Raw genomic sequence first — 15328 nt, 5'->3', positions numbered from 1 at the left:
AATAATAAATATATATAATTTATTATTTATTTTCATTCAAAATCAAATAATGGTGGCATTTTATCATTAACTCCTGGGACATATCCATAGAGGTCTCTAATTTTTAGTTGCATTCTGTGAAATATATAACTTAAAGGAATATCCATTGGACAGGCATCTTCACACTGTCCACAGTTTATGCAACTTTGAGAAATATGGGATAATCTAATTCCTTGGAACATTATTGGATCTGGAGGAATTTTACCTTTATCTATTATTTCTAATATACACTCTTTACAGAAACAAATTGGACATGCATCTCTACAACCATAACATTTAATGCATCTATTCCAATACTCATACCATTTTTCAATACTAGGATATTCCTCCTCTAAATGTTTCTTTTGGAAACTTTTAGCGAGTTTAATCATACTTTTTTCAATTTTTTCTCTAATCTCAATATTCTTTTTAGATGGCTCTTTAACTTTTATATACCCCTCTCTTTCAGCATTTTTAATTAGTTCTCTTCCTTTCTCTGAACAGATTTCAACGAATGTCCATCCCTCCTCAGCCCCCCAATTACCACATGCCAAATCTGCATTTCTTGGAATTTTTAATTCACATCTTTGGCAATTTTTCCTTCTTCCATAACCCTTTTCCTCCAACTCATCAATTTTTATTGCTTTATGTTCCCCATTCTTTAACTCGATAATAAATTTCCCTTTATCAATCTCTTCCTTCACAACATCTTTCGGATCTACTTCATAAAATAACTCTATCATTTTCATTGCTGTTATTGGACTTATGGTCCCTCCACAGTTCAAACCTATCATATAAATGTTATCTAAATTAACTTGTTTTAACTTCGCCAATTCTCTAATAGCCATAGCGTCACACGGCTTAACAGAGACTGCTATTCTTTTATCTGCCAAATAATTCTTTATCAACTTCCCAAAATTCGTTGGAGCACAATGCAGAGAACCAGCAGTTTTAATTAATTCATTTAAATTCTTTACAAATACTGGGATCCCATCGTAAATATCTTCTCCTTTCTTTAATGTCAAGACACCATCCACAAGTTTTTTATCTAATAAGTATTTAAATAATGCCGTTACTGCTCCTCCACATTCCGCATTTTTTAAAATCTCCTCATCAGTCGCCTGAACTAATAAATATTTATTCATTCTATCACCATTAAAAATTCTTTACATAAAGAACAAAAAAAACTGTAACGAGGAATTTTTATGGATTTCTATGTTACATTATCTCCAGGATTGGAAAAAATATCTAAGAGAGAGATTGAAGAATTTGGAGGAAAAATTAGAGAAGTTAGAGAAGGAAAGGGTAGAATATTTTTCAATGGAGATTTATATTTAATTCCTAAGATTAACTATTTTTCAAGAACTATAAAAAGATTAAATATTTTATTGCATAAAGAAAAAATTCCAAATATCTCCTTAGAAGATGTCTATGACAGAGTTTATAACATTGATTGGACTAATTATATTAAAGAATTTCAAAGTTTCGCCATTAGACCGTTAAGAATTGGAGAGCATAATTTTACATCAATAGACATTGGAAGAGTTGCGGGAGAGGCGTTAATAAAATCATATCAAAAAGATAAAAATGTGAGATTAAAGGTAAATTTAGATTATCCAGATGTTATTGTTAGAGTGGAAGTTGTATTTGATGAGTTAATTATTGGAATTGATACAACAGGAGATACAGCATTAGATAAAAGAGGTTATAGAGTTTTTAATCATCCAGCACATATAGATTCAACTATTGCCTCATCTTTAATTTATTTAAGTGATTGGAAGGATGATGAGATATTATTAGACCCTATGTGTGGTAGTGGGACAATTCCAATTGAAGGGGCATTAATAAAAAGAAATATCCCACCCGGCAAATTTAGAGAAAAAAAATATGGCTTTATATTTGTGAATATGTTTGGAGAAGAGCTTTTAAATGAAGTAAAAAAGGAAGTTGTTGAAAAAGAAAATTATTATAATATAATTGGTTTAGATAAAAACCAAAAATATTTAGAGGGAGCAAAAGAAAACGCTAAAAGTGCAGGAGTTTTAGACACTATAAAGTTTGTCTGTGGAGATGCTACTAAGTTGCAGGATTTATTTGATAGTGTTGATGTTATTATAGTAAATCCACCATACGGCATAAGGATGGGTAGTAAAAGAATGGTTAAAAAACTATATAATGAATTTTTAATGTCAGTAAAGAAGATTATGCATGGAAATTCAAGACTTATTGTTATAACAGGAGAGGATAGATTATTCAAAGAGGCAGTAATAAAAAGTAACTTAGAGATTAAAGAGGAGTTTAATGTTATGTTTGGTGGTCTAATGACAAAAGTATTCTATTTAACATTATAAAAATTTTTGAGGGACAAAATGATAGAGGAAATAAAAAATTTTATTTACAAATATTATATTTATCCAGCAGAATATGGAACTGGCTATAATATAATCCAAGAGATAACTTATGGAACTATTTTAGCATTGGCATTGTATTTATTTTATAAAGCTTTGAGAAAGTTAAATGTAAATATAGATGAAAAGTTTGCAATTCCAGGAATTATATTTTCAGTATTAATTGCCTTAATGAGGGCATTAGTTGATTGTGGATACATTGAAAGAAGTTTTTTAACAATAACACCTGGAATTATTTTTTTAATTGGTGGATTTTTTATATTAACTATTTTAACTTCAAGAATTGTTTTTAAAGAGAACTATTATAAGATTTCAGCAATAGTTGGGTTAATTCCTTTATTATATTTTATTTTCATATTTTTACAACATCTTAAACATTTTGAAGTAATTTTATATATTATAATTTTAGTAGGATTCTTTTATTATTTAATTAAATATTTAGATAAAATATTAAAATTAAATATTTTTCAATCAAAAATTGACAGCTATGTTATAATAGGGCAGTTAATTGATGCATCAGCCACAACAATAGGAATTGGACTTTATGGTTACTGGGAACAACATCCAATACCAAGATTTTTAATGGAACACTTTGGAGTTTATGCCTTTATTCCTTTTAAACTTTTGGTAGTTTTAGTAATTTTATATATTTTAAATAAAGAAGTTGATGACATAAATATAAGGAATATTATAAAACTTTGTATAATGGCTCTTGGATTAGCCCCAGGACTTAGAGATTTATTTAGAATGGTTATGGGTGTTTAAAATTGAGATGATAATTATGATGGATATACTGTTATTTATACCCTTGTTTATAATTTTAGGGTTTATAATTGGGATTTTAGCAAGTTTATGTGGTTTAGGGGGAGGTTTTTTAGTTGCTCCAATTTTAGTAATAGTTTTTAATTATTTAGGAATCCCTAATGGTATAAAATTTGCTATAGGAACATCTCTATTTGTTGTTTTTATAAATTCCATTGTATCATTTATTAGACATATGAAACATTATGAAAATTTTAATATCGAGTGGAAATCTATAATTGCATTAGGAATTACAGGATTAGTTTTTTCAAAACTTAGTAGTTTTTTAGTTGTTAATTATATCAACACTTACATCCTAAAAAAACTCTTTGGAATTTTTTTAATAACAATTGGTATATATTTAGTAAAATCAGAAGAAAATAGAGATAATTACAAATTTTATAATGGAAGTATTGTTCATTTTATTGTTTGTGGGGTTATTGCTGGTTCATTGGCAGGTTTATTTGGTATCGGCGGAGGTATAACCATTATTCCAATAATGTCTTTATTTAAATATCCAATTAAAAGAGTAATAAAAATTACAATAAGTGTAGTCCCATTAATTTCAATTGGTGGAGTAATTACATACTTAACGGCAAACACTCAAAATTATATTTATAATGTTGGCTATGTGTCAATACCAATAGCATTAATTACAGTAGCTCCAATAATATACTCCTCAAAATTAGGATTACATATTCATCAAAAAATTTCTCCAAGATATTTAAGAATAATTCTTGGCATCATATTAGGAGGAGTAGGATTAGTTATGATTTATTAGATTCTTTAACCTCTTTAATACTATTTTCAATAAACTCTAAAACTTTATCAAATCCTTCCATAGTTTTTAGACTTAATAAAATAACTTCTGCGTCTGGATTAATTCTTTTAGCATCATTTTCCATCTTTTTTAAATCTACCCCAACAGCATCTGCCAAATCAATTTTATTAATTATTATTAAATCAGCAGTTTTCATAATTCCCGGATGTTTCTCTATTGTATCGTCTCCCTCAGTTGTTGAAACAATTACAATTCTTTTGTGAGTTCCTAAATCGAAATCTGCTGGACAGATTAAGTTTCCTACATTTTCAATAAACAATAAATCTATATTCTCTAAATTTAAATCCTCTAATGCATGCCCTACTAAGTGAGCATCTAAGTGGCACTCTTTACCAGTATTTAATGGAACTACCTCAACTCCATGCTTTTTCATTCTATCAGCGTCAAATTTTGCTATAACATCTCCTGCAATACATGCAATTCTATATTTATCCTTTAAATTTTCAATTAATTTTTCAATTAATAATGTTTTACCACTACCTATTGCCCCCATAAAGTCAAAGGCAACAACATTATGTTTATTTAAAAGTTTTCTATTTTTGTCTGCTAATCTTTTATTTGCCTTTAATATATCCTTTGCAATATCTAAAACTCCAACAATATGCATATTTTACCACCTTATTTTTCAAAATCTTCATTTTCATAATCATAATAATTTTGATTCATTTTTTCATACAATTCATCAACTTCACTTTTTTTCTTCCATAACTCAAATTTAGTTTTTTTAATTTTTTGTCTCTCTCTTTCTAAGAATTTAAAAGTTTTTGCGTGAGATGCACCTCTTAAAAGCATTTCAACAGCCTCTTTTGCTATTTGCACAGAGTCGTGCTCTCCAACTATTGAAACAGTTTTTCCATAAACAGAGACATTTGATTCAGTTAATTCCTCAATATATTTTCTTGATTTTCCTTCTTTACCAATAACTCTTCCTTTTAATCTCCTTAAACTCTTCTCTGAGCCTGCATAATCTTCTATATCTATAACTTCTAAAACATACTCATCACTAACTAATTTTAAAGCGATTTCTGGGTTAAATCCCCTTCCAATTGCTCTAACAATATCCTTAGCCTTCCAAACAGCTAATGGATCCTTTTGCTTATCAGTTCCGTAAATAGTTACAGTTCCATCTTCATCTATTTCTAATTTAACTCCCAACTCTTTTTCAATTGTTTTTTTAACACTTCCCTTTTTGCCGATTAAAACACCAACTCTTTCTCTTGGGATTTTTAAAATCTCAATATTATTATCTTGGTCAATATTTTTAAACACCATTTTTTCACCAATATAAAATAATATTTTTTACAACTGCTTAATCATCGCTTCATCAACTGGATTTATATCATTTCCTGTAATATACTTATATAACTCTTTATAATTACAATTAACTTTCTTTCTTCTAAAAAAATTACAGATGTTTATGCAATCTCTTATAAGTAAAGGATGAGCCAAAGGATGTTGAGTTATAACACTCTGAGAAAAATCTATAAAAACTGGCTCGTCATCTTTTACTAAAATATTATATTCACTTAGATCTCCATGAATTAACTCTCCCTCTTCATAAAGTTTTTTCATACTATCTCTTATAATTTTATAGTATCTCTCCCAATCTAAATCTTGAAGTTCTTTAAGTTTTGGAGCAGGAATTCCCCTGTATCCAACAAAATCCATAACTAAAACATTCTCCCTCCTCAATCTCGCCTTAGGAGCATTTATAATTTCAGAAGCCCTTCTCAAATTTCTAAATTCTTTTTCTACCCACGCGTGTATAATTTGCCTCCTACTACTCTTTCTCAAATGAAATCTTGGATCACCTTGTATATACTTACTCATAGTTTTAAAATCACAGGTAGAAACTCTATAAACTTTAACAGCCCTATAAAACTTCCCTTTTCTGGCTTTAAATACAACAGCCTCTTTTCCTGAATTTACTATTCCTATATACTCTGTTAAATGTTTTCCTGCCAATAAACTAAATAATGTCATAAGAGTTCTTTTATCAAAAACTTCATTGGCTGTTTTTAAATCTTCTAAAAACTTTCTTTCTTTTTCTAAGATTTCTTTTTGATATTCTCTATCTAATTGAAACTCTTCCTTTTCAGATAGTAATTTATTCAATTCATAAATTTCTTTGTCAATATCTTTAACTTTAAAATCTAAATCTTTTATATTCATCACCTTTTTATAATATCTCATCTAAGTAACCTTTTCTTTTAAGCCATTCAACTTGTGTTTTTGTGTATCTCCAAATTATGTCACACTTTTTATCTCCTTGAACTACCCATGGTTTTATTATAACAATATCTCCCTCTCTAACCCAAATCTTTTTCTTTAATCTTCCGGGAATTCTACCCAATCTTGTTTTTCCATCTAAACATCTAACTCTTACTCTACTTGCTCCTAACATTTGCTCTATAATTCCTAATATTTCATTCTCTTCTTTTTTTGGTAATCTTACTCTAATTTGTTGTTCTTGTTGCTCTGCCATATTGTCTCACCTTTTTTAAGTGTTTCTTATAAATACTAAATAAGGCTTTTAAACACATTATCTAGTGTTTTTTATTTTTAAGATAATTTCAATTAACTAAATCTTAACTGTAAATATTTAATATATTGCTCATTATATATATTGCTTTATGGTCGATATAAAATTATTAAAGGTTCAATTATTTAAATATAAGGGGATATGTATGATAAGTAGAGAGATGGCGATAAATTTTCTCAACGCTGCATCTGTTGATGATATATTGAATTATATAAATTTAATTAACAACAACTTCAAAAGAAAATATGTAACTTACTCAAAAAATGTATTTATTCCTCTTTCTAAGTGGTGTAGAAATAGATGTGGATATTGCATTTTTAGAGAAGATAAGCCAAGTTTAATGAAGCCGAATGAAGTTAAGGAAATCTTATTGAGAGGGGATAAGTTAGGTTGTAGAGAGGCGTTATTTACCTTTGGAGAGAGAGTAGATGAAAATAAAGATATTAAGGAACAGTTAAAATCTTTGGGTTATAGCAATATATTAGAATATCTTTACGATTTAGAAGAATGGACATTAAATAACACTTCTCTATTACCACACACTAACTGTGGAATTTTAGATTATGAAGAGTTAAAGATGCTTAAAGATGTTAATGCCTCTATGGGGTTAATGTTAGAAAACGCCTCAGAGAGGTTGATGAATACTATTTCCCATAAATACAGCCCGGGTAAAGATCCAAAGTTAAGAATAGAGATGATTGAAAATGCTGGAAAATTAAAAATTCCATTCACTACTGGATTATTAATTGGAATAGGAGAAACTAATGAGGAAATTGTAGATTCTCTATTTAAGATAAAAGAAATCCATGATAAATATAAGCATATTCAAGAAGTTATAATTCAAAACTTCAAACCTAAGAAAGGCATTTTAATGGAAAATTTTAAGGAGCCAACACCTATAAAAATGTTGAAGGTTATAATTTTAGCAAAGTTGATTTTAAAAGATATCTCTATTCAGATTCCTCCAAATTTAAATAGAGAGACGGGACAGTTATTTTTATTGGCAGGAGTGGATGATTGGGGAGGTGTCTCTCCACTAACAAAGGATTATGTAAATCCAGAAGCAGAGTGGCCAGAAATAGAGGAATTAAGAAATATGAGTGAAGAGTTAGGATTAAAGTTAAAGATGAGATTGCCTGTCTATGATAAGTATATAAGTAGAGAGTGGTTGAGTGAAAAAGTTTATAATAAAATTATTGAGATGGGGTGGTTAAAGAAATAGAGTTTTCAATTATAGATATTTGCTTTTTTAAAATGTCTTCGTATCTATTTTTTAATATTTGCAACGCCTTATATGTAGATTTTCCATCTAATGTTAAAATCTCCTCTTTTCCTCTTTCAATGTATTTAACATAGCCAATATTATCATCAAAACTTACAGTCAAAGATATAAATTTATTTGAACTTAAAATATCTTTTAACATCTCTTCATAAACATTATTTCCACAGAATAAGTTTAATTTAGCAATTTCTTTTATATCCTCATCCTCAATAAGTTTTTCTATCTTTTCATATTCAATAACAATATGCTCTAAATTTTCTACTAATTTTTTAAAACTTTCTGCTCTCTCAATTAAACAGATAAATTTAATTTCAACCATTCCCTTACCTTTCCACCTCCATTCTCTATTTTTCCATTCATTAATTTTTTCTTTAATTTTATTAAGTTCCATACCTAACACCAAAAATATTTTTAATATGACTCTGTTAGGAAAAGTAGTAATTATTCGTAAATTATTTATACGCATATGTGGAAAATAAATCTATAAATTTAAGAGGTGAAATTATGATTAAGATATTGGTTGATAACACAGGATATAAAAAATTTTTTGCTCAGCACGGCTTTTCTGCTTTAATTGAAATTAACAATAAAAGAATTCTGTTTGACGCTGGGCAAAACCCAATAGTTTTGAGAGAGAATTTAAAATTGTTCAATGAAAAAGAAGGTTTTGATTATGTAGTTATATCTCATGGACATTACGATCACACTGACGGTTTAAAATATATTATAGAGAACGATTTAATTTGTGGAAAGGTTATAATTCATAAGGACGCTTTTTTAGACAAATATTCTGGAAATAGATATATTGGAATAGATAAAGAAGTAAAGGATTATCTTCTAAAAAAAGCAGACCTAAAGATTATAGAGAAGCCATACAAAATAGACAAAGATATTATCATCTCTGGATACATTCCAAGAGAGTATGAGTATGAAATGGAAGAATTTCATTGTATTAAGGATGGAAAAAAAGTAAAAGATGAAATAAATGATGATATGTTTTTAATTGCTAATGGAGTTTTAATTACTGGCTGTTCTCACAGTGGAATAATAAATGTAGTTGAATATGGAAAAAAGTTGAGTGAAATTAAAGGAGTTTTAGGTGGTTTCCACTTAGTATCTGTTTCTGATAACTACTTAAATAAAATTGTAGATTACTTCAAATCACAAGATTTTTGGATTATGCCAATGCATTGCACTGGATTTAAGGCATTAACAAAAATATCTCAATTAAACAACTTCATCTATGGACATGTTGGAAAAGTTATCAGTGTTTAAAATTTAGTTTGGGATTTTTATGAATGAAAAAGAAAAGCCAATAATTGTGAGTATTGTTGGTAATATCTTTTTAGGAGTAATAAAAATAATAGTTGGTTATATATATTCGAGTATATCTTTAATCTCTGATGGAGTTCATTCTTTATCTGATGTTTTAACAAGTGTTTTAGGATATATTGGGATAAAAATTGCTTCAAAACCTGCTGATAAATCTCATCCATTAGGACATTCAAGATTTGAGCCATTAATAGCTTTTTTAATGGGTCTGGCGTTATTTTTTACTGCCTGCGAGATTGGTAAATTTGCAATTGAAAGACTTTTCAGTAAGGAAGTAATTACTGTCAATATTATAATGCTCACAGTGGTTATAATTTCAATAATATCTAAGGAGTTAATGACACAATATAGTTTATATGTAGGAAAAAAGTTAAATAGTCAAATATTAATTGCAGATGCCTATCACCATAGAAGTGATGTTCTAAGTAGTATAGTAGTTTTAATTGGTTTATTGTTGGAGAAATTTGGAGTAAGTTATGGTGATGCCATTGCTGGGATAATTGTTTCAATTATGATTGCTAAGGTTTCTATTGAAATAATTATAACCAGTGTTAAGTATTTAACTGGTTCTTCTCCTCCAGAGGATTTTTATGAGATTGTAAAAAAAGAGGCATTAAGTGTAGATAAGGTTATAGGAGTTCATGATATAAAAGCTCATTATGTAGGACCTAAAATCTATGTTGAATTACATGTAGAAGTGCCTTCAAATATAACTGCAAAGGAAATGCACGATATTGAGGTAGAAGTTAAAAATAGATTAGAAAAATTAGATAATGTTGAAAAGGCATATGTTCATGTTGATATTGTTGATTAATTAAATAATATTAATTAATATTTTCCTAATTTATTCTATTTTTAACAAATTTAATAAAAAAGATAAAAAGAAAAATCTATCAGAAATTTAAATATAATAATCTATTTCTCTAAAAATAAAAATAGTAGTTTCGGGAAGTCTCAAAGCATAAGGCTTCGCCCTATTGCTATACCCAAAATGCTCTGCCTATTTAAGGATTGGTGGGCTCGGGGAGATTCGAACTCCCGACCACCGCCGTGTCAGGGCGGCATCATAGCCAGCTAGACCACGAGCCCACGACAGTCAGCGAGATTATTAGTATGAGTAACTTATATATAAACATTTCGGACATCAATGTCATTCTATATTTAAATTAATATAATTTATTACCGAAAATTATTTATATATTCTATAATTTAATTATTAATTGTTCAGGATATTTTTATAATAATTAAAGTTTATTAGAGTAGGGGGATATCATGGGAGTAAAGTCCTATAAAAATCTTATAAAAGATAGAAATTTACATTCACTTCATATAGTTTTAACATCATTTTTAGGAGAGTTAGCTAATTTAGGAGTATTAAATCAAGGCACAACTAATGTAATTGGTTTAAAAATAGGAAAAAAGATTGGTAGGTGTATTTCAGATTTAGAATATAAAATTCCAAATAATGATATAGAACTTATAATGTTTTTAATTGACTTTTTACAGATATGTGATGATACAATTATAAGAAAAGATAAAAATGCTATAATTATTGGAATTAAAATAGACAAATGCAAATACTGCCCAAAACAAATTGGAGAGGCTGAAATTCCAGGAAGTGCGTGTCCTATTCCTTCATTAATAACAAGTTTGTTATCATATTTAAAAAATAAAAATTATAGGATAAAATATTGGAATGGAACTAATCAACTACTAAAAAAAGAAAATGGCTATTGTTGGTTTGTTATTCAATGTAGTTGAACTAATTTTATTTTTATATCTTTTTATTGATATATTTAAATTAATAAAAAATAGTAAATTTTTTAATACTTATTATTTATTAAATTACAAAACAAAATTAGAATTGGTGAATAATTATGGAAATGCCTAAAAATTACAATATAGAAATTGAAAAACAAATACAGAAGAAATGGGAAGAAAGCAAAATTTACAAATTTGATGAAAATAGCAAAAAACCACCATACATTATTGACACTCCTCCACCATATCCTACTGGTAGATTACACTTAGGACACGCTCTAAATTGGACATATATGGATATAATTGCAAGATTTAAAAGAATGAAGGGCTATAATGTTTTGTTTCCACAAGGTTGGGATTGTCATGGACTTCCTACAGAGGTTAAAGTTGAAGAGATGTATGGAATAACAAAATCTGACATTGACAGACAAAAATTTAGAGAGTTATGTATAAAATTAACTGAAGAAAACATTGAAAAAATGAGAAAACAGATAAAATCTCTTGGAATATCTATTGATTGGGATAGAGAGTATATAACTATGACTCCTGAATACATTAAAAAGTCACAAACAGCTTTCGTTAGAATGTATAAAGATGGTTTAATTTATAGAGGGAAGTTTCCAGTAAATTGGTGTCCAAGATGTCAAACTGCAATAGCATTTGCTGAAGTTGAATACATTGAAAGGGAGAGTAAATTAAATTACATAAAATTCCCCAGTGCTGATGGAGATGAATATATAATTATAGCAACAACAAGACCTGAGCTTATGGCGGCATGTGTTGCTATATTAGTTCATCCAGAGGATGAGAGATATAAAGATTTAATTGGAAAAGAGTTTATAGTTCCATTATTTGGGCATAAGGTTAAACTGTTAGCAGATAAAGATGTTGAAAAAGAGTTTGGTACTGGAGCAGTTATGGTATGTACTTTTGGGGATAAAACAGATGTTCTGTGGGTAAATAGGCACAAATTGGAAATTAAAAAAGCAATTGACGAAAAAGGAACTTTAACTGAAATTGCTGGTAAATATAAAGGATTAAAAACAGAAGAAGCCAGAAAATTGATTATAGAAGATTTAAAGAAAGAAGGATATTTAGTTAAGCAAGAGACAATAAAGCAAAATGTTGGAGTTTGTTGGAGATGTAAAACTCCTATTGAAATTATAGTTACTGAACAGTGGTTCGTTAATGTTAAAAAATTAATTCCAAAAGTTAAAGAAGTTGCTAATGAGATTAAATGGGTTCCTGAACATATGAAAATTAGATTATTAAATTGGATTGAAGACATGGATTGGGATTGGGTTATAAGTAGGCAGAGAATATTTGCTACTCCTATTCCAGTATGGTATTGCAAAAAATGTGGAAATGTAGTAGTTGCTAAGGAAGAGGATTTACCAATAGACCCAACTAAAACAGGTTATGTATGTGATAAGTGCGGTAATAGAGATTTAATTCCTGAAACAGATGTTTTAGATACTTGGATGGATTCTTCAATAACACCAATGGTTATAACAAAGTGGTTAGATGATAATGAATTCTTTGAAAAACATTATCCTGTTCAACTAAGACCACAGGGGCATGATATTATTAGAACTTGGGCTTTCTATACAATAGTTAAGTCTGTTGCCTTAACTGGAAAAAAGCCATGGGATGAGATAGTTATAAATGGAATGGTGTTTGGAGAAGATGGGCATAAGATGAGTAAAAGTAGGGGTAATGTTGTAGAGCCAGATGAGATTATAGAAAAATATGGAGCAGACGCTTTAAGATTGTGGGCAAGTAATAGCGTTATTGGAGATGATGTCCAATTTTTATGGAAAGAAGTTGATTACGGTTATAGATTTTTAAGAAAGTTTTGGAATGCTTGTAGATTTGCTAAGATGCATATAAATGATGAGATTATTGAAGAGTTAAAAAAACCATTGGATGTAAAGAATCCAATAGATTTGTGGATTTTGAGCAAATTACAGAAGTTAATTGATAGAGTTAATAGAGATTTGGAGAATTATAGATTTAATACAATAGTAGAAATTTACAAGTTCGTATGGCATGAGTTTTGCGACAATTATATAGAGATGGTTAAATATAGATTGTATGGTAATAATGAGGATGATAAAAAAGAGGCAAGATGGACTCTATACTATGTAATAGACAAGTTAATAAGATTACTCTGTCCATTCGCTCCACACTTTGCAGATTATATAGCTGAGATTTATAAAATTGAGAATCTACACTTCTCATTCCCAGAGGTTGATGAGAAATTTTTAAATGAAGAAATAGAAAAAATTGGAGAAATAGCCAAAAATACTGTAATATCTATTAGAAGATTTAAATCCAATAAAGGAATGCCTTTAAATGCTCCATTAAAGTATGTTGAAATATATACAGAGGATGAAGAGACATACAATGCATTAATAAAAACAGCAAATGACATTAAAGGAACTTTAAAAATTGAAAACCTTGAAATAATAAAAGGTAAGCCAGATTTAGAGTATAGAATAGTTGAAATAATTCCTGATAAATCTAAAATAGGCCCAGAATTTAAAAAGAATGCTAAGTATGTTATGGATCTAATTAAAAATGCTGATGAGGAAACATTGGATAAGATAATAAATGAGGGATTAAATACTGAGTATGGAGTAATTAGAAAGGAACATATTAAGGATGTTAAGAGGGCATTATTCTGCGAAGGTGAGGAAGTAGATTCAGTAGATATTGAAAATGTATTGGCAGTAGCAGTTATTAGAAAATAAAATTAGAAAAATAAAATAAATAAAATAAATTTTTAACTTTTTTATTTTTATTCATCATAAACTTTTATTCCCCACTTTGTTCTAATCTCTTTAAATTTTTCTCTTAGTTTTTTAGTTATTTCTCCTACTTTTCTGTCGTTTATAACTCTACCGTCAACTTCAAATACTGGAACTATTTCCGCGGCTGTTCCTGTAATGAAGAGTTCATCAGCAGTATATATATCATGTAATGTTAATGGTTCTTCAACAACTTCAATACCTTCATCTTTTGCCAATTTTATAACTACATCTCTTGTAATTCCTTTTAATATACTTGAATAAACTGGTGGAGTTTTTAAAACGCCATTTTTAACAATGAAAATGTTATCTCCTGTTCCCTCAACTACAAATCCTTTATCATCTAATAAAAATGCTTCATCAACTCCTGCATAATTTGCCTGAATCTTTGCTAACACACTATTTAAATAATTTAATGATTTAACTGCGGGATTTAAAACATCTACTGGTAATCTTCTAACTGAAACTGTTATTGCTCTAATCCCATCCTCTCCTAATAATGGAGGCATAGGAATTGCTATACAAAAAATAGTGGGTTTTTCACATTTTCTTGGATCTAATCCTAAATCTCCTACGCCTCTTGTAACTACCAACCTTATATATGCATCTCTTAACTTATTAACTCTCAAAGTATCTAAAACTATATTAACCATTTCCTCTTTTGTTAGTGGAATGTCAAGACATATAGATTTTGCAGAGTCATACAATCTGTCAATATGTTCTTTTAACATAAAAACAACGCCATCATATGCCCTAATTCCTTCAAATACTCCATCTCCATACAACAAACCGTGATCAAATACTGAAATTTTTGCATCTTCTTTCTCGACAAATTTTCCGTTTAAGTAAATTTTCATTAACCTCACCTTTACCTAATTATGCAAAATAACAAATTGATATTAACATTATTTAAAAATTTTCTTCTCCTTACTTGTAAAAAATTTGGGCTTTTTGGTTAATTTTTTAATATTTGTAATATTATTTTTAAAAATTTTCATATAAGCATATTATCTATTACTGGATCTTGATAATATTAAATCGTAAAAAATTTTAAATTTTTATTATATTCTATTACGATTTTAATATTTTTCATATTATTATAATATTTTTTTAGTATTTTTCTTATTTTGTATTATCCAAAAGGAAATTTTCCCGAGGGTCAGTATTACTCTTAAAAAAGATGTGAATATAAAAACTTATAAATTCAGTATGTAATAAAGGACATTTTGTCCTTCTTTTATGCTTAAAAGATTATAAATAAATTAAAAAATTTGGATTTATATTGCATATTTTTAATATATTTTTAAAAAATTTTCATATTTATATAATATTTACTCTCGGGATTTAATAATATTACTATAATAAAAATTTTCTATTTTTTATTATAATAATATTATAATTTTAATATTTTTCATATTGCTATAATATTTTTTAGATATTTTTATGATTTTATAATATTCAAATCGAAATTTTACCGGGGGTCAGTATTACTTTTAAAAAGAATATAAATATAAAAATGTATGAGTTTAATAG

The 15328-nt window shown here is 28.1% G+C and carries 15 protein-coding genes and 1 tRNA gene; 8 read left to right on the top strand and 8 right to left on the bottom strand.

Features of this window, described 5'->3' with window-relative positions; all coding sequences use genetic code 11:
- Positions 1 to 32: 32 nt before the first annotated feature.
- On the bottom strand, positions 33 to 1163 hold the full coding sequence (locus HZY31_RS06470) for a Coenzyme F420 hydrogenase/dehydrogenase, beta subunit C-terminal domain (RefSeq protein ID WP_297318606.1): 1131 nt from the start codon (positions 1161 to 1163) through the stop codon (positions 33 to 35).
- Between the two features lie 60 nt (positions 1164 to 1223).
- Here HZY31_RS06470 and trm14 point away from each other — a divergent pair, with 60 nt between their 5' ends.
- From trm14 to HZY31_RS06455, 3 genes are read left to right on the top strand one after another with little or no spacing between them, the layout of a single operon-like run.
- Positions 1224 to 2369 carry a tRNA (guanine(6)-N2)-methyltransferase gene (gene trm14, locus HZY31_RS06465; RefSeq protein ID WP_297318605.1) on the top strand — a complete coding sequence of 382 codons (1146 nt, stop codon included), beginning with the start codon at positions 1224 to 1226 and terminating at the stop codon, positions 2367 to 2369.
- An 18-nt stretch (positions 2370 to 2387) separates the two neighbouring features.
- A complete protein-coding gene (locus HZY31_RS06460) occupies positions 2388 to 3191 on the top strand; it encodes a DUF63 family protein (protein ID WP_297318604.1) in 804 nt (267 codons plus the stop codon).
- Positions 3192 to 3198: 7 nt separating this feature from the next.
- The gene (locus tag HZY31_RS06455) at positions 3199 to 4008 is read left to right on the top strand and encodes a sulfite exporter TauE/SafE family protein (RefSeq protein ID WP_297318603.1); all 810 of its coding nucleotides are present in this window, start codon (positions 3199 to 3201) and stop codon (positions 4006 to 4008) included.
- Here the strand turns inward: HZY31_RS06455 and hypB are convergent.
- From hypB to eif1A, 4 genes are read right to left on the bottom strand one after another with little or no spacing between them, the layout of a single operon-like run.
- Complete coding sequence (gene hypB, locus HZY31_RS06450; protein WP_297318602.1) at positions 3995 to 4675, bottom strand: hydrogenase nickel incorporation protein HypB; 681 nt, start codon at positions 4673 to 4675, stop codon at positions 3995 to 3997. The genes HZY31_RS06455 and hypB overlap by 14 nt on opposite strands.
- Before the next feature lie 11 nt (positions 4676 to 4686).
- Positions 4687 to 5340: a KH domain-containing protein gene (locus HZY31_RS06445; protein WP_297318601.1), complete on the bottom strand. Its 654-nt coding sequence runs from the start codon at positions 5338 to 5340 to the stop codon at positions 4687 to 4689.
- Between the two features lie 27 nt (positions 5341 to 5367).
- Positions 5368 to 6261 carry a serine protein kinase RIO gene (locus HZY31_RS06440; protein WP_297318600.1) on the bottom strand — a complete coding sequence of 298 codons (894 nt, stop codon included), beginning with the start codon at positions 6259 to 6261 and terminating at the stop codon, positions 5368 to 5370.
- A complete protein-coding gene (eif1A, locus tag HZY31_RS06435) occupies positions 6248 to 6553 on the bottom strand; it encodes a translation initiation factor eIF-1A (RefSeq protein ID WP_297318599.1) in 306 nt (101 codons plus the stop codon). The genes HZY31_RS06440 and eif1A overlap by 14 nt, the downstream gene beginning before the upstream one ends.
- A 202-nt stretch (positions 6554 to 6755) precedes the next feature.
- Here eif1A and cofG point away from each other — a divergent pair, with 202 nt between their 5' ends.
- The gene (cofG, locus tag HZY31_RS06430; protein WP_297318598.1) at positions 6756 to 7832 is read left to right on the top strand and encodes a 7,8-didemethyl-8-hydroxy-5-deazariboflavin synthase subunit CofG; all 1077 of its coding nucleotides are present in this window, start codon (positions 6756 to 6758) and stop codon (positions 7830 to 7832) included.
- On the opposite strand, the gene HZY31_RS06425 is transcribed toward cofG, so the two are convergent.
- Positions 7804 to 8283 (bottom strand): hypothetical protein, encoded by a 480-nt coding sequence (locus HZY31_RS06425; RefSeq protein WP_297318597.1) that lies wholly within the window; start codon positions 8281 to 8283, stop codon positions 7804 to 7806. The genes cofG and HZY31_RS06425 overlap by 29 nt on opposite strands.
- Positions 8284 to 8396: 113 nt before the next feature.
- Between HZY31_RS06425 and HZY31_RS06420 the strand changes: the two genes are divergently transcribed.
- Positions 8397 to 9167, top strand: a complete 771-nt coding sequence (locus tag HZY31_RS06420) for an MBL fold metallo-hydrolase (RefSeq protein WP_297318596.1) — start codon at positions 8397 to 8399, stop codon at positions 9165 to 9167.
- Between the two features lie 19 nt (positions 9168 to 9186).
- Positions 9187 to 10038, top strand: coding sequence for a cation diffusion facilitator family transporter (locus tag HZY31_RS06415; RefSeq protein ID WP_297318595.1), 852 nt, complete (start codon positions 9187 to 9189; stop codon positions 10036 to 10038).
- Between the two features lie 198 nt (positions 10039 to 10236).
- Here the strand turns inward: HZY31_RS06415 and HZY31_RS06410 are convergent.
- Positions 10237 to 10313, bottom strand: a tRNA-Val gene (locus HZY31_RS06410).
- 183 nt (positions 10314 to 10496) lie between these two features.
- Here HZY31_RS06410 and HZY31_RS06405 point away from each other — a divergent pair.
- Both HZY31_RS06405 and HZY31_RS06400 read left to right on the top strand, forming a co-directional pair.
- Positions 10497 to 10985, top strand: coding sequence for a hypothetical protein (locus HZY31_RS06405; RefSeq protein ID WP_297318594.1), 489 nt, complete (start codon positions 10497 to 10499; stop codon positions 10983 to 10985).
- 116 nt (positions 10986 to 11101) lie between these two features.
- Positions 11102 to 13738, top strand: coding sequence for a valine--tRNA ligase (locus tag HZY31_RS06400; protein WP_297318593.1), 2637 nt, complete (start codon positions 11102 to 11104; stop codon positions 13736 to 13738).
- A gap of 47 nt (positions 13739 to 13785) precedes the next feature.
- Here HZY31_RS06400 and ilvE read toward each other — a convergent pair whose 3' ends face one another.
- The gene (ilvE, locus tag HZY31_RS06395; RefSeq protein WP_297318592.1) at positions 13786 to 14652 is read right to left on the bottom strand and encodes a branched-chain-amino-acid transaminase; all 867 of its coding nucleotides are present in this window, start codon (positions 14650 to 14652) and stop codon (positions 13786 to 13788) included.
- Positions 14653 to 15328 lie beyond the last annotated feature (676 nt).

It is taken from the genome of Methanocaldococcus sp. (genome assembly GCF_024490875.1).
Lineage (GTDB): Archaea > AGJL01 > Methanococci > Methanococcales > Methanocaldococcaceae > Methanocaldococcus.
The sequence above is the reverse complement of the archived record's forward strand: the minus strand, read 5'-3'. Positions and strand labels throughout refer to the sequence as shown.